The organism is Paenibacillus sp. IHB B 3415 (genome assembly GCF_000802655.2).
Lineage (GTDB): Bacteria > Bacillota > Bacilli > Paenibacillales > Paenibacillaceae > Paenibacillus_AQ > Paenibacillus_AQ phytohabitans.
In genome coordinates this window covers 1-15598 of the sequence record NZ_JUEI01000112.1, presented here as the reverse complement: position 1 = coordinate 15598, position 15598 = coordinate 1, and the positions used below count along the sequence as shown (strand labels likewise).

13 protein-coding genes are annotated in these 15598 nt (G+C 51.2%); all 13 read left to right on the top strand.

The genetic code is table 11. The features are described from left to right. Positions 1–420 precede the first annotated feature (420 nt). The 13 genes from QW71_RS33020 to QW71_RS32960 all read left to right on the top strand — a co-directional run bounded on the left by QW71_RS33020 (position 421) and on the right by QW71_RS32960 (position 15546). Complete coding sequence (locus QW71_RS33020; protein ID WP_039309557.1) at positions 421–978, top strand: RNA polymerase sigma factor; 558 nt, start codon at positions 421–423, stop codon at positions 976–978. Continuing rightward, entirely contained in the window at positions 960–2093 is a 1134-nt protein-coding gene (locus QW71_RS33015; RefSeq protein ID WP_039309556.1) for a DUF4367 domain-containing protein, read from the top strand. Before QW71_RS33020 ends, QW71_RS33015 begins: the two co-directional genes overlap by 19 nt. Positions 2094–2124: 31 nt before the next feature. Continuing rightward, positions 2125–3000, top strand: coding sequence for a hypothetical protein (locus QW71_RS33010; protein ID WP_039309555.1), 876 nt, complete (start codon positions 2125–2127; stop codon positions 2998–3000). Between the two features lie 245 nt (positions 3001–3245). Continuing rightward, a complete protein-coding gene (locus QW71_RS33005) occupies positions 3246–4583 on the top strand; it encodes an ABC transporter substrate-binding protein (RefSeq protein ID WP_039309554.1) in 1338 nt (445 codons plus the stop codon). A 205-nt stretch (positions 4584–4788) separates the two neighbouring features. Next, complete coding sequence (locus tag QW71_RS33000; protein ID WP_039309553.1) at positions 4789–5751, top strand: carbohydrate ABC transporter permease; 963 nt, start codon at positions 4789–4791, stop codon at positions 5749–5751. After that, entirely contained in the window at positions 5748–6593 is an 846-nt protein-coding gene (locus QW71_RS32995; RefSeq protein ID WP_039309552.1) for a carbohydrate ABC transporter permease, read from the top strand. Before QW71_RS33000 ends, QW71_RS32995 begins: the two co-directional genes overlap by 4 nt. A 101-nt stretch (positions 6594–6694) precedes the next feature. Beyond that, positions 6695–8449 (top strand): sensor histidine kinase, encoded by a 1755-nt coding sequence (locus tag QW71_RS32990; protein WP_039309551.1) that lies wholly within the window; start codon positions 6695–6697, stop codon positions 8447–8449. A 96-nt stretch (positions 8450–8545) separates the two neighbouring features. Next, on the top strand, positions 8546–10150 hold the full coding sequence (locus QW71_RS32985) for a response regulator (RefSeq protein WP_039309550.1): 1605 nt from the start codon (positions 8546–8548) through the stop codon (positions 10148–10150). Between the two features lie 46 nt (positions 10151–10196). Further along, a complete protein-coding gene (locus QW71_RS32980; protein ID WP_039309549.1) occupies positions 10197–11300 on the top strand; it encodes a Gfo/Idh/MocA family protein in 1104 nt (367 codons plus the stop codon). A 16-nt stretch (positions 11301–11316) separates the two neighbouring features. Further along, entirely contained in the window at positions 11317–12399 is a 1083-nt protein-coding gene (locus QW71_RS32975; protein ID WP_039309548.1) for a Gfo/Idh/MocA family protein, read from the top strand. Between the two features lie 351 nt (positions 12400–12750). Beyond that, positions 12751–13140 (top strand): DUF4073 domain-containing protein, encoded by a 390-nt coding sequence (locus QW71_RS32970; RefSeq protein WP_039309547.1) that lies wholly within the window; start codon positions 12751–12753, stop codon positions 13138–13140. Positions 13141–13408: 268 nt separating this feature from the next. After that, entirely contained in the window at positions 13409–14605 is a 1197-nt protein-coding gene (locus QW71_RS32965) for an S-layer homology domain-containing protein (protein ID WP_039309546.1), read from the top strand. A gap of 260 nt (positions 14606–14865) precedes the next feature. Beyond that, on the top strand, positions 14866–15546 hold the full coding sequence (locus tag QW71_RS32960; RefSeq protein WP_039309545.1) for a hypothetical protein: 681 nt from the start codon (positions 14866–14868) through the stop codon (positions 15544–15546). Positions 15547–15598 lie beyond the last annotated feature (52 nt).

Genomic DNA, 15598 nt, shown 5'->3' with positions numbered 1-15598 from the left:
GCTCAAAAAAACCGCTCCCAGCAAGGGTTTGGAATTATGAAATTGTCTCCGAAATACAGCATTTCTCCTCCTCCAAGCGGCTTGTCAGGAAAATTCCTGTATTTCGTACAACAATCCGGCCGAAACCCCCGCTAGCCAGGAGCCCGAGTTGCAAAACGTACAACATTTCCGGGCTAAGCTTCGGCGGCCGCAGCCATTGTCCGAAAGAATGGACGGATAACCGGCCGATGGCCCGGGGAACCGGGGAGGCACCCGTGTGGTGCTATGGCTGGAACGCGAGTTGTAACGCATGGTTTTTACATAAAGAGATCAACAGAGCCTATCTGTTGGTCTCTTTTTTTAGAAATAAGCGGAAAAAAATGTCACGCAACGGACTCCTCAAGTGTTATATCTATATTAATTAGCAGAAAGGAGACAAACGTGGACTCTACTCAAGAGAAGATCAGGCGGATACAGGCTGGGGAAGCTTCCCTTTTTTCGGATATTATCAGGCTGTACCAGCAGCGCATTTACCTATACTGCTTCCGCTTGCTGAACAACAAAGAAGAGGCCGAGGATGCAGTGCAGGATGTCCTGATTAAGGCTTATCAGAATATCGGCCAGTTCAAGCCGCAGGCGGATTTCGTCTCATGGCTCTACAAGGTCGCTTATCATCATTGCTTAAACCAGCTGCGCCGGCAGAAATTTCAGCATCAGCTGCGGAAACTGCTCAGGCAGGAGGTTACGGTGAAGAGCGCCGAACAAACGGTAGAGAACCGCCTGTTCAGTGAGCCGGTCTCAGCCGCTTTGGAGCAGCTTAATATGGAAGACCGGAATTTATTGATTCTGCGTATTTTTGAAGATAAATCCTTTGCGGAAATCGGAGAGATTCTGGGTGTCAGCACAGCTACGGTACGCAAAAGATATGAACGGACAAGAGGCAAGCTTAAAAAAGCTATCGAGCGAAGGGAGAAACAACTATGGGCAAGGGCGAATTGACCTCAGAAGAGCAGTTTGTAAAAGATGGAGATCGTTCTGCTGAATTTCCGCCCGTTGATGTCCATGACCCTGTGATGGAAGCCATCGGGTTCGGTAAGGTACGCCTTACTGCTGATCCGCAGGCATCGCTGCATGATGGGGACGCTCCTGAGATTATGCAGAGGATAGAGACGGTAACCGGGATAAAGCGCAGCCGTAAACGGATATTACGGATTCCGGTTAGAGGCTGGGCAGCAGCGCTAATCCTGATTGTCTTACTAGGAGGCGGCTATTCCCTGTATTCCTCCGTTCCCCGGCAGGCAGCCAAATTCCAATATGAAGTGCAGCCCTATGAGCCGCTTCAGGCGACGGAGGAAGGCGGAACGATAGAAATAATGAAAATGCCTTTAACCCCCGGGCCTGATCTTCCCCAGGCGGAGCCTAGTAAAGAAGATGAGCTGATGAGTGCCAAATATAAGGAAGGCTACGAGGCGATCGAGAAATTATTGCTTCCCGGAGAATACGCTACATTCGTATTAAGACATGAAGGCGGGGACGGACGTTCTCAGATTGGCATATTTAGCCCGCTGATGATATTTACTGACTATTCCAGCTATGTGACCAGTGCAGAGAAGCACACCGCTCCGAGTTTGAAGCAGCCGGAATATATGCCGGAGGGGTATGCTTTTGACCAGGCGTATGTTTCCCCCTCGTTCAAACAGATTGATGAGGAAAACCTGCTTGCCCTGTCCGGCGGAATTGAGCTTGAGGGCGGCTTCCGGGTGACCTGGAGACGGGAGCCTGCGGATAACATTACTTTTGATTCCGCTGCATTGGAGTATAAGAATGGTGAAAGTAAGGTAAGAATTAGCGCCAAACGTATGAAGCAGAATACCGGACCTGTAGAAACTCTGATGTGGACCAAAACTACAAACGTAGAGACCATTCATGTCAACGGAAAGCAGCTGATTTATCTTGAACCCTCCAATAACGAAGATTTCAAAATAGGCTATAAGTATAGACTTATCTGGGCTGATCCGGAAACGCGGATGATCTATGATGTGACTGCCCCACCGGAGAATACCACATTAACCAAAGATGACATTATCCATATTGCTGCCGGTATGATGAATTAAGTATTTGCAAATAGAGAAAGGTGGAATCTTAATGAATTACAGAAAAACAATCATGGCTATGACGAGTGCAGCGCTGTTGCTGGGTATAGGGTACGGGGCTTCCGGACAGGCATTTGCTGACCCTTCCAGGCTTCAATCCGCAGCAGCTTTGCCTGCCATCCAGGCGGACACTAAATATATGGCGCAAGTCAGTCAGGAGGAAGCCAAGGCGAAAGCGGAGCAGGAGCTGAAGAAATTCAAGAGTCTCCTGGACCAGCAGAAGAAAGCGTTAAGCGGTACTTATCTGCCCGGGGAGATCAGGTATGTGTACATTAATGACAAGGAATACCAGGCCAGTTCCATCGGCTCGTCCTATGCGAGTAACTCGTATTCGCTAATGTTCAGAAATTATGATGAATACGTCAAGAAGTATGCAGCAGGGAAGACCGCAATGCGTCTGGAGCTGAACCAGCTGCCGGATGGCTACAACTTTACTCTGGCAAGAATTGCACCTTATCAAACATCTTCCGAACAGAAGCAGATGTTCAACCAGGTAATTGCTGAGGGGAAGGCATCCGGCAAGAAAATATATGTTAAGAAGCTGCAGGAGAAGCGTACTTCCATAGAGCTAATCTATACGATGGCCGCTCCGGTCAATGGGATTACAGGAGTTCTTTCCATCAATGCCGAGCCCGCAGGGGCTGCAGGGAAGGCGGTTGAATCGGAGCCGGTACAGCCGCAGTCGGAGAAGCTGAAAGTCGGCGGGCAAGAGGTGATATATACAGCTAACGATAAGCAGGAGCACAAGTCGGTTGTATGGATGAATGCAAAAACACATGTCAATTATATTATCCGGGAAGACCGCGGGCATCTGAACAAGGAGGAACTGCTGGCTTTGGCGGGACAGGTTATGGAGGCATCGAAATAGCCGCAGGTTCTGCTTGCTTGACGATCATCCGGTCCGTTGCGTGAAGACCGGCCGGATAGCACCTTCAAAACTGGTCCCTATCGCTAGGATGGGGGACAGCCTTGGAGGTGTTTTTGTGTGCACGCAGACTGCATTTCCGGGAGATTTTATAATAATTCGTGCATTGCTCTTATATGAACTTCAAATCCTAATTGTTACTATAACAATGTAGTAAGAGAATACAGATTTATACAGGAGGGTTAAAGATGTTGAAATGGAAGCGTTCTCTTTCGATGTTGGCCATGACAGCTATATTGGGTACACTGGCTGCCTGCGGCGGCGGAGGGAATGGAGCAAACAATGCAGGAGCTGCTACTGCGGCACCTGCCAGTACTGATGCTGCGGCAACTACAGCTCCTAGCAGCGGGGAACCTGTCAAACTCCGGATTATGTGGTGGGGCTCCCAGCCGCGCCACGAGGCAACCTTGGCTGCGCTGGACTTGTACACGAAGAATAATCCGAATGTAACGTTTGAGCCGGAGTATTCCGGGATGGACGGATATCTGGACAAATTATCTACCCAGGCTGCGGCTAATAACGCTCCGGATATCGTGCAGCTCGATCCGGGCTGGATGCCGGACTGGATGGCCCGCAAGCAACTCACTGAATTGGCGCCAGAGGTGGATGTCAGCAAATTCGATGAGAAGCTGCTGGCCGGCGGCCAGCTGGACGGCAAACAGTATGCCGTTCCGCTGGGCTCAGTAGCCTTCGGTATGGTTTATGATAAAGCCGCTATGGATAAGCTGGGGATTGCCAATCCGGCCAATGGCTGGACCTGGGATGATTTCTTCGCCTTAGCCAAGGAATCCCAAGCAAAGCTGCCGGACGGCCAGTATTTCACCCTGGACTATGCGGGGAACTACTTCATGTATTCGGCTTACCAATACGCCAGGGGGAAAGGGCAGGTTATCACGGATGACGGTCATTTCAATGTGGATGAAGCCACGTACCTGGAATGGACCCGGAAATTTGAAGAACTGCGTACAGAAGGCCTGGTTCCTCCGGCGGATGTGAATGCATCCGATAAGGAGAATGATCCGCAAATGGACCTGCTGGCAGCAGGGAAAGTCCTGTTCCGGTACAGCTTCTCCAACAACCTGGGAACTTGGGACAGTATTAAACCGGGGGCTTACGCCCTTGTAACGATGCCGCGTGCCGAAGAAGCCGGAGGCTGGCTGAAGCCGTCCATGTTCCTGGCCGTTTCCAAGAATTCCAAGCATGCAGAAGAAGCCAAGAAATTCATCAACTGGTTCGTGAATGATCCGGAGGCAGCTCAAGTCACCCAAACCTTCCGCGGCCTGCCGGCCAATAAGGACAATGCCGCCCTTCTGGAAGCGAACATGAGTGAACTGGATAAAGTAGGATTAGGGCTCCTTCGTGCTACTGAGCCGGATGGCCAGACCTGGTCGGCCGGAGCCGGAGGCTGGACGAACTTCGTGGATAAAGACTGGGTGCTTGTCCGTGACCAGCTCAGCTTCGGGAAATCCACGCCGGAAGCAGCTTATAAGCAGCTTAAGGAAGCAGCGCAATCCTACGAGAAATAGAAGGATTATTTATAGAATAAGGCATATAAATTCTATAGTTGAACGGAAGCCCGGGACGTCCATGTCCCGGGCTTTATTCCGGACTATTTTGTTCTCTGGAATTACCGTTATATTTTGAAAGAATTCGAGCATTCCCCTCATTTAGCCGGGTGTGGGCCAATTATATACTTGAGTTATCCAAATTGACCACAAGAGGTGACCACAGATGAACCGTTCCACAACGACTTTAGCCGAAGCCGCTCCATTGCCGAAAAAAAGCTCCTACTTTCGCAGCAGATGGAACGCTCCGCTTGCGGGCTATTTGTTTATTGCGCCCTGGCTGATCGGGTTTCTGGCGCTGACGGCGTATCCGTTATTCTTATCGCTGTACTATTCGTTTACCGACTACACTTTGATGCAGCCGATGCAATGGATCGGGTCCCGCAATTATGAGCGGATTTTTACGGCGGACCCGAAATTTATTCAATCTGCCAAAGTAACCGTTATGTATGTGCTTGCATCCGTGCCCCTGAAGCTGGCAGCCGCTCTATTCGTTGCCATGATTCTCAGCAAAGCAGTGAGAGGAATTAGTGCTTACCGTACGGCGATCTATTTTCCGTCGCTTATCGGGGGCAGCATCGGGGTTTCCCTGCTCTGGCGTAACATTTTCGGGGTAGAAGGGATTTTTAACAAGCTAATTGCTGTGTTTGGGGTAGAGGGTAAAAGCTGGATTACCAATCCCGACACAGCTCTTGGCACATTGATTCTACTGACCGTCTGGCAATTCGGCTCCACCATGGTAATCTTTCTGGCAGGACTGAAGCAGATCCCGAATGATCTCTACGAGGCGTCTTCGGTTGACGGGGCCGGCAAGAGGACGCAATTCTTCAGAATCACCCTGCCAATGCTGTCACCGATCCTCTACTTCAACCTTATCATGGCTGTCATTGGCGCCTTCCAGATGTTCACTTCCGCTTTTGTGATTACGAACGGAGGGCCGATGAACTCCACCTATGTCTATGCAATGTATCTGTATGAGAGGGCCTTCAGCCGTTACGAGCTGGGTTACGCTTCCGCACTGGCCTGGATTATGCTGGTCGCCATCGTTGCTGCAACCGTCCTGATCTCCTACACCTCGAAGTATTGGGTATTCTATGAAACAGACACTGGAGGGAAACAACGTAAATGACAACATTGAAATGGAAGCCGGCAATCCGTCATCTGTTCATGATTCTCTTCAGCTTCATCATGGTCTATCCGATTGTCTGGTGGATTGGGGCATCGCTGAAAGACAGCACCGAGCTTAGCTCACCGGGGATCTTCCCGGCGGTCCCGCATTGGGACAACTTCACCAAGGGCTGGAATTCGGTTCCCGGCCATACCTTTACGGACTTTTATCTCAACACCTTCGGGCTTGAAATTGCTGTGATTATCGCAACCCTGTTGTCCTGCACGCTGGTTGCCTTTGGTTTCGCGAGACTGGATTTTCCGCTGAAGAATTTCTGGTTCTCCATTCTGATGCTGACCCTGATGATGCCCGGACAGGTGCTGATCATCCCGCAATATGCCTTGTTTTATCAGCTGGGCTGGGTCAATACGTATTTACCGTTTATCATTCCCCATCTGCTGGCGGGCGGGGCGGGCGGGAGCTTCTTCGTCTTCCTGCTGATCCAGTTCATCCGCGGGGTTCCAAGAGAGCTTGATGAATCAGCCAAAATCGACGGATGCTCCTGGTTCGGCATCTTCTGGAGAGTCGTTATGCCGCTGGCTTTCCCGGCGATTGTTACGGTGACCATCTTCTGCTTCCTGTGGAACTGGGATGATTTCCTGGGCCATCTCCTCTACATCAACACGGTGGATAAGTATACAGTCGGTCTCGCGCTGCGCATGATCAACGATTCCCAATCGGCGGCAGAGTGGGGCCAACTGCTTGCTATGTCGCTTGTATCCATTCTTCCGGCTACGCTCGTCTTCATGTTCCTGCAGAAGTATTTCGTAGACGGGATTGCGACAACAGGGATAAAGGGATAAGATGTAAAAAAACATCCGTCACATAACGGTAAAGCGCCCGAGCCTCATTCGCAGCTTTACCGTTTCTTTCGTGTGAACCGGAAGTGAAGGAAGGTAAGGACTTGACCAATCCTTTTAAAAAATTCAGAATCGACCGCCTGTTTTTCCACAGCTTTGCTATTGTGCTCATTCTAGTAATCGCAGTTACAGCATGGACAAGCTACAGCAATTCATCCAAAGCCCTCGTGCAGACGACCTCCCATTACCAGCAGCGGCTGCTGGACGAACTGAATAATGAAATTACAACGCGGCTGGATATGATTGAGCAGATTTCACTGTCCAGCTCACGGGACAACGAACTGACCACTTTTCTCCGGAACAGGCAGGATGATTTCGAGCGCTACCGCAGGCGTGTAGGCGTAGAAAGTGCGCTCGCCAATCTGACCTATGCCATTCCTTTAATTCAGGGAATTGATCTGTATATGGATGAGCCTATGCCGAGTGAGAGTCAAAGCTACATCCAGTTCCGGAATATTATTGATCTGGATAAGCAGGAATGGTCCAAGCGTCTGGTGAAAAGCGATTTCGCCTGGTCCGGGGAATATACCATTCCCAGCTTTCAGGGGGACGTTCCGGTGCTTAGCTTCGCCCGGAAAATCATGTATGAGAATGACTATCTGGGTGTGCTGGTCGTCCATATTAAGGCCAAGGAAATCCGGCAGCTGCTGACCGGCAATTCCTCCGGGTCAAACCGTATCATGGCCGACAGCGAAGGGAAGCAGATTCTGAGGATCGGGGAGACGCTCGAACAGAACGAGTGGTCTAAGTGGATCGATCTCAAGAGTAAGAAGTCGGGGTATGTGCATATTCCGGGCAAAGCAGGTTCCGGCAATACCCTGCTGGTCTATTCCCGAATGGATAACTCCATCTGGACGCTGATCGAGTTCACGTCATGGAAGCAGATTACGGCAAGCAGTCTGAAACTGGCGGAGTGGATTGGCCTGATCGGTATCGCAGCGATCCTGCTGGTGCTGCTGCTGACGCATTATCTGAGCAAGCAGTTTACCAAGCCGATCAAGCAGCTTGTAAGCGCTATGAAGATGTACTCTGTTGGAGGGCATAAAGAGGAGCTGCCCACAGATTATGAGAATGAATTCGGTTATTTATTCTCCGGCTACCGCAAGCAGAATGAGCGGATTGAGGAGCTGTATCTCTCGCTGGAACTGCGTTATGAGCAGCAGCGGAAAGCTGAGATTGAAGCGCTGCAGGCCAATATCAATCCCCATTTCCTCTATAATATGCTGGATCAGCTGAACTGGATGGCAATCGATGCCGGGCAGGAGGAGCTCAGCCGGATTCTGGAGCTGATGGGACAGATGTTCCGGATCGGCTTATCCAACGGGGCGAGCTTCATTAAGATCTCTGAAGAGCTGCTGCACATCCGGTGTTATCTCGAAATCCAACAGCTCCGCTGGGGGGAAGGGCTGGAATACAAGATAGAGGCGGCCCCGGAGCTGCAGGATGTGTACATCCCGAAGCTTACCCTACAGCCGTTCGTGGAGAATTCAATCGTACACGGCTTCAATAAGCAGAGCAGCGGTGTTGTTTCTGTCTATATAGGCAGAGCGGAGGAGACGCTGCAGATTATTATTGATGATAACGGAGCAGGCTTGAAGCAGCCGGAAGAGCGGCCGCGTAAACGCCATACCGGCGGCTATGGCATTCGCAATGTGCGGGAGAGAATTGCCGGATATTTCGGCAATGACTATGGGGTTACGCTGAAGGAACGTGAAGAAGGCGGAACCAGAGTAGAGGTGAGTCTGCCTCTGCTTACAGAGGCCCCGGGGCAGCGGCTAAGCGAGCGTAGAAAGAGCTAAGTGGAAGGCACAAGTGGTAAGCGCTTCCCTCGCCGTGCAGGGCAGATAACGTTGCAGGGGATAGCGATAGCAAGGAAGCTTAAGGAGGCAGAGACGATGTGGAAAATCGCCATTATTGATGATGAGCGCCAGGTCCTCCAGGGGATGAAGCGGGCGATCCCATGGGATGAACTGGATGCAGAATGGGCCGGGGAAGCACTTAACGGGGAGGATGGTCTGGAGATGATCCGTGCAACCTGTCCGGATATTGTGATCACCGATATCTATATGCCGGTGATGAGCGGTCTAGAGATGATGGAGCATCTTAGGAAGGAAGGCTTCAAGGGCAAAATTATTATTTTGAGCGGATATTCAGACTTTGAGCATGCCAGACAAGCACTCAGGCTTCAAGTAAGTGACTATGTCTCCAAGCCGATCAGTCTGCCGACGCTTAAGTCGATACTGGGCAAGATCATTGAGGAGCTGATCAAGGAGGAGGAGGAGCGGATCAGACAGGGGGAGCTTGAGCTGAAGATGATGCTGTATGAGCCCTTTGTCGAGAAAGAATGGGTTCGTTCCGCAGCAGTCGGTACCTTGGACCCCTCTTACCGGAACAATACCCACCTGCCGCCTTCTTATCAGTATTGGTTGGAACGCAAGCATGCCACCATCGGTATTGAGCTGATCCGCGATGAGCGGGCCAGCTCCTTCTCTGTCTCCGACTGGAATCTGTTTCGCTTCGCCGTCAGCAATATTGCCTGTGAGGTTGCGCGCAGGTTTTTCACGGACATGGAATATACAGAACTGAACAGCTATAGGGCATTATTAATTATTCATCCCCGGGAAGAGTGCGCGCACCGGCTGGAGGAGCTTGGGACCCGGCTGATCGACAGTATCAGCTCGTATCTGAGACTGGTAATACGTATCGGAATCGGAGGATTGAAGGAAACGTGGATCAAGATCCCCGAATCGACGGAAGAGGCTTTCCGTGCGATGGATCAGGGAGCCTTGCGGATGAATCCGGCTTATGAAGTGTATCAGTACCGGGAGAGCAGCAGCGGCGGGCAGGAGAGGGGGGCACTGTTTCCGGTCAAGTTCTCCTATAAGCTGGCCGCTGCGATGAAGGCTACACAGGAAGCCGAAGCGCAGCAGCTTGTAAGCGAATATGTTACCGAGCTGCAGAAACAGCAAGGGGTCTCCGCCGGCTACGTGCAGATGCTTGGCAGTGAATTGTGGGGAATCATAACCTACTCGCTGTATGAATCGGGACTGGTACTGGATGATCTGTTCACCAATGACCAGATTGCCAAAGAGATCGGCAATCTGGCAATGCCCGACCAGCTGGCAGGCTGGTTGTCCGCCAAAATAACCGCGATCTGCGCCAGCCGGCAATGGAAAGGCAGCGGCAAACACAGGCAGGTTGTTGATTTCATGACCAGTTACATTCATGAGCACTATGCGGAAGAGCTTACGCTGGCCGATCTGTCAGATAAGGTATATATCTCGCGGAATCATCTGTCCATTATTTTCAAGAATATTACGGGTGAAACCTTCAATAATTACCTGACCCGGGTGCGGATTGAGAAAGCAAGAGAGCTGTTAATGGAACGGAAGATGCTGGTATACGAAGTGGCGGAACGGGTGGGCTACAAGAACATCCCTTACTTCAGCACGCTGTTCAAGAAAATTACCGGCATGAACCCTACAGAGCTGATCAACTAAGTAAAGAGCAGATGTAACATTCGGAAATCCGGGAGCGTGAGAGATTATGATTCGCATAGCTATAATCGGTACGGGTTCAATAGCGGCTGTTCATCTGCAGGCCTTCGCCTTGTTTGCAGACCGCTGCACAGTAGTTGCGCTGGCGGATAACCGGAAAGAGCGGGCTGATGCGCTCCGGGCCCAATTCCGGCTGGAGAGCAGGTTTGTACAGGATTACCGCGAATTGCTTAACGATGAGGAAGTGGATATGGTGTCCATCTGCACACCACCCCATTCCCATGCGCAGATTGCTGCCGACTTCCTGCGGGCCGGCAAGCATGTGCTGGTGGAGAAGCCTATGGCACTGTCGCTTGAAGAGTGCGACCGCATGCTGGCGGCGGCAGCTGAATCGGGCCGTATCCTGTCCGTCGTCGGACAGAACCGTTTCCTGGATTCCAACAGGAGATTGAAGGCTACACTGGACTCCGGATTATTGGGCAGGATTGTGCATGCCCAGGCGGATTCCTTCTGGTGGAGAGGGCAGAGCTACTATGATGTATGGTGGAGGGGAACCTGGGAGGCAGAGGGGGGAGGCTCTACGCTGGGCCATGGAGTACATCAAATGGATCTGCTGCTGTGGATGATCGGCATGCCGGAGACGGTTCAGGCAGTCATCCGGAATACTTCGCATGACAAGTCGCAGCTGGAGGATCTGTCAATCGCCATTCTGTCTTATCCGGGAGGCGGCTTGGCCCAGGTTACCAGCTCCATCGTTCATCACGGAGAAGAACAGCAGCTGGTGTTCCAGGGGGAGAAGGCGCGTATCTCTGCACCCTGGAAGGTGTATGCCTCTTCTTCGCGGGACGATGGATTCCCGGAGCGGAATACCGGGCTGGAGGAAGAGATCGAGCGGTATTACAGCAGCATAGGCCCTCTGCAATATACGGGACATGCCGGACAAATTGACGATATGCTGAAGGCGATGGAGGACCCGGCGCGGCGTGTTCTGATTGACGGGCATGAAGGAAGGAAGACGCTGGAGCTGGTCACCGCCATCTATGAAGCCTCGATTACCGGGCGGCCGGTAACTCTTCCATTAACTAAGGACAGTATGCTGTATACGAGGGACGGTATTCTCGCCAATGCCCCGCGGTTCCCTCTCGGCAGCTGATAAGGGAGGTAAGATTATGACAGTGAAATTCAGCATTATCGGCGGAGCGGGCTTCCGCGCACAATATTTCCTAAGAATCGCCCGGTCTTTGCCGGACCGCTTTCAGATCAGCGGGCTTGTGGTAAGGGATGCCGCCAAAGGCAGAGCCATGGAAGAAGCATGGGGGGTTCAGACTTACCGTTCTCTTGAAGAGCTGCTTACGAGCGAAACCCCGGATTTCGTGCTTGTCTCGGTCAGCGGCCGGGCCTCTCTGGATTATTTGTACCGTCTGGCAGAGAGAGGCATCCCGGCGCTGACGGAGACGCCGCCTGCCGCAAGTCTGGAGGAGCTTGAGCAGCTGCACAAGGAATTGACTGCACACGGTGCGCGGGTTCAGGTAGCCGAGCAGTATCCGTATCATCCGGTCCAAGAGGCGCGGCTGTCGCTGATCCGTTCAGGCAGACTCGGACGGATCACGGAAACGACGGTGTCTGTTTCGCATATGTATCATGGAGCAAGCCTGATCCGCAGGATGCTTGGGCTCGGTTTCGAGGAAGCTAACATTAGGGCCATGCGGTTCGGGTCCCGCTGGATTAACGGCCCTACCCGCAGCGGCCCTCCGGCTGAGGACAAGCTGATTCCTCTGCAAAGAGACCTCGCCTGGCTGGATTTCGGCGACCGGCTGGGGATATACGACTTCACCAAGGATCAGCACCGCTCCTGGACCCGTTCGAATCACCTCTCCGTGCGCGGAGAGCGGGGAGAAATCTTCGACAACCGTGTGCTGATTCAGCAGGATAACCTGGTTCCGCTTCAGCTGGAGATGAGACGCATCAACAAGGGGGAACTGGAGAATGCCGAAGGCTATTATCTTCAAGGGATAATCTGCGGGGAACAATGGCTCTACAACAACCCGTTCACCCCTGCAAGACTGTACGATGATGAGATCGCGATTGCGGCCTGTCTGGACAAGATGGCCGGCTATGCTGCTGGCGGCCCCGGATTCTACGGACTGGAGGAGGCTTCGCAGGACGTGTACCTCGGACTGATGATTGAGCAGGCGATACAGACCGGTGATACCGTGAGAACTGAGCGGCAGTGCTGGGCGGGAGACAGGTAGCAGGTAGCAGGTAGGCTGGTAGAAGGTAGAAGGTAGAAGGTTAATTAGGTATCAGGCGGAAGTTAAGCAGGTAGAAGGTAAGCAGCTAGAAGGTAAGCAGCTAGAAGGTAAGGCAGGCAGCTATGTAAGCATCTAGAAGGTAAGCATCTAGCAGACGCTTTGCTGGGATTGCCGGTTCCTGCGGTTGCAACGAAGTTTCTAGGTGAAATTATGGAGTAGGGTGAGTGAATCCACAGGCTAATCCTAATTTTTATATTAAATTTACAAATTTAAGGAATAATTATCCAAAATAAGATATAATATCATCTATGTCATATGCAATTCATTTAATAATATGTGGAGGTTTAACTGATGAGGAGAACTGTCAACACATGCATCCGTCTATCTTTAATCGGAGTCCTTTTTGCGGGTGCAGCCAGTCTGGGTGTAAGTACTTCGAAGGCTTATGCAGCGGATAACTTCACCCTGGCAGCAGGGAATAGCTCTGTCTTGTCCGTAACTCTTTTCGCTCAGCCGCCATGGCCGCCCAATGTAACTGCAGATGATATTGCCAACACTATTACAGGTGCGAACGAGAAGATGGAGTATTCCAGCGATGGGGGCTTGAATTGGACTGCCTATGATCCAGGCAACCCGCCGGTCTTCTACGGTGCGGTAACGGTGCAGGTGCGGATAGCGGGAGATAGCGTGAATTACATTCCGGCAGGATTTATCACAACACTGACCTTTACGCCGGATTAATATTAGCTCCCCATCTAGTTCAACGCGAGACCCTCAAGTTCGACGCTCATTGGAACAGATTTCTGCGATACCGGAGCAGCCATAAGGTGATAATGCTCTACCCAAAGAGATCGGCAGGCTTTATCTGCTGATCTCTTTTTTTGCGGAGTAAGCAAGGATTTAGCCTTAGAAATTACTGCCTCAAGCACCATATCCCTAATCAGCAGCGGTTGCTATAATGTGGAAGCAGAGGATAAATTAAAATATATTCGCGAAAGGATAGATAAGATTGAGAACAATCAAACTGGTGGTTGCCGGACTGATTGCGGGTACGATTGCGGGTGCCGTCACACCGGATTATTCGGTTAGAGCGGATACAGGAAGCTATGAGGAAACAGCGGATGATAATGACACGGGAGTCACCTCTCCTATTTTCCCGGATATTCAAGGTCATTGGTCGGAGCAGTGGGTACGCTGGGCGCTGGGGAATCAGTATATAACCGGTTATTCAGACTTGACTTTCCGGCCGGACCAGCCGATTACGGAAGCTGAATTTCTGAAGGTGTACTATCTCTCCTTCGGCTATCCGAAGGCAACGATCTTTGGGGAAGAATGGACCGCTGGACCTTATCGAATGGCGAAAAATTGGAAGCATCCCATCCCGGGTCTTCAGGACCCACAGGCACAAGCTGCGCCTATAACCAGACAGACAGCGGCGCAGTTTATAGCCTCTGCTCTGGGTAAGAACTATAATGATAGGGATTCCATTATTTTTCTGCTTGGAAATCAGCTGCTTCCGGAAGAGCCTACTGTGGAGGGATTCAAGGGGAATGCAACGTTAACCCGGGCAGAGGCGTTGGAGTGGATCAGGATGTTGAAGCTGAAGGGAAATATATTGAAACCCCGGCCGCAGGAGCTGTCAGACCCAGGGTTGCTGCCCCCATTACCGGATAAGGGTACGGGATTAAAGGATTTCACAGCGGTACCTGTTACTGAAGTGGATTTCGGGATAGGTGATCTGGACGGGAAACTCATTATGGAATGGAGCAGCTCGAGGTCTCTGGTTGAACAATATTATGGAGCCTCCACCGGACAAGATGTGTTTAACAATGAGATGTATAAGGATGTATCTGTCCATTATGATTCGTCAGGCAAGATGGATTCATGGTCGGTAAAAGCAGACGAAGACGCTGGGGAACCTGCTTTGACCGCTACCTTGCAGCATATCCGGCCCGGAGTAAGTACGCTGGAGGATGTGTTGAAGGCGTATGGTACATATGCAGAAGTAAGCAGCACATTTGGAGTTATTCTAAGCTACACATTTGAGAATATGGACGGGGTGTTGATCCCTCGCCTGTTTCCAGGTGATAAGGTCAATACCGATAGAGGATATGTCATGGCGTTTGGCTTCGATGAGGAGACGTTAAAAGTAACACATATGAAATTATCTACGCTCCAGCGGGCCATATACCCTGATGATAACTGATCGGCGATTCCGGCTGTTACCGGAGGCCGACGATATCATTGACGCCGGGAAGCAGCAAGAACTATAATCTATAAAACGGATGAAGCACATCCCGTACCCATGGCTTTTTGGGTGCGGGATTTTTTTGTGCATTAATCCGCCAGAAACTATAGGTTCTGGCGCCTACGCAAAGCAACCGGGCAATCAAAGAAGACAAGGCTCCTCTTTGCGGGGGGGGGGGGGGGGGGGGGGGGGGATTTTTGTAGAGGAGGAATAGAGGAATGGGGTTCGCTGAAGAGCATCACCAATGGCTGGAGTATCACAAGAAACGGAGAACCGGGGAACGTCTGGACCGTCTGGAACGGGGACACCGGCATGGTGAGCAAATGTTTGTGGAGCGGGTGTGGTGGCCGATTTTTGGTAATATGGACGATCTTCACCCGGAGTATGAGGTTGCGGATTGGCGGGGAAGACCATATTTTGTTGACTTTGTATGGAAGCCGGGTCAGGTTAAGGTGGCTATTGAGGTGAAAGGATATGGGCCGCATGTTCAGAACACAGACCGGACCAGATACCGCCAGGAACTTAACAGGGAAACGTATCTGCAAATTGCCGGGTACCGTGTGATTGCGGTCCCATACGATGATTTGGAATCCGCTCCGGAGCTAATCATCTCTCTCCTAAAAGCTTTGCTCACCCCATGTTTGTTAAAGAATATGGATGAGGGAAGGCGTCAATTTACGAGGATAGAGTTGGATATTCTGCGGATTGCGAGTCGCACAAACGGTTTTCTCCGGCCAGTTGATGTGGTGAACGAACTTGCGATTGATCAACGTACAGTAAAGAAATATATGAATTCTCTTTGTGAAAAAGGTAAGTTTAAACCTGTGTTGGCGCAGAGGGGCAACAGAGTGTGTCGGTATGAGCTTATTCCATCTTTTATGGACATAGAGTTATGGTAGAGCGGTTCGGCCCCCTAATTATGGAGACATTCTGCTAAAAACTCGTGTTTTC

Bases quoted from the DNA above. Each gene is read 5' to 3' on its own strand.
- QW71_RS33015 (WP_039309556.1), top strand. From the start codon at position 960: ATGGGCAAGGGCGAATTGACCTCAGAAGAGCAGTTTGTAAAAGATGGA.
- QW71_RS33010 (WP_039309555.1), top strand. From the start codon at position 2,125: ATGAATTACAGAAAAACAATCATGGCTATGACGAGTGCAGCGCTGTTG.
- QW71_RS33005 (WP_039309554.1), top strand. From the start codon at position 3,246: ATGTTGAAATGGAAGCGTTCTCTTTCGATGTTGGCCATGACAGCTATA.
- QW71_RS33000 (WP_039309553.1), top strand. From the start codon at position 4,789: ATGAACCGTTCCACAACGACTTTAGCCGAAGCCGCTCCATTGCCGAAA.
- QW71_RS32995 (WP_039309552.1), top strand. From the start codon at position 5,748: ATGACAACATTGAAATGGAAGCCGGCAATCCGTCATCTGTTCATGATT.
- QW71_RS32985 (WP_039309550.1), top strand. From the start codon at position 8,546: ATGTGGAAAATCGCCATTATTGATGATGAGCGCCAGGTCCTCCAGGGG.
- QW71_RS32980 (WP_039309549.1), top strand. From the start codon at position 10,197: ATGATTCGCATAGCTATAATCGGTACGGGTTCAATAGCGGCTGTTCAT.
- QW71_RS32975 (WP_039309548.1), top strand. From the start codon at position 11,317: ATGACAGTGAAATTCAGCATTATCGGCGGAGCGGGCTTCCGCGCACAA.
- QW71_RS32970 (WP_039309547.1), top strand. From the start codon at position 12,751: ATGAGGAGAACTGTCAACACATGCATCCGTCTATCTTTAATCGGAGTC.
- QW71_RS32960 (WP_039309545.1), top strand. From the start codon at position 14,866: ATGGGGTTCGCTGAAGAGCATCACCAATGGCTGGAGTATCACAAGAAA.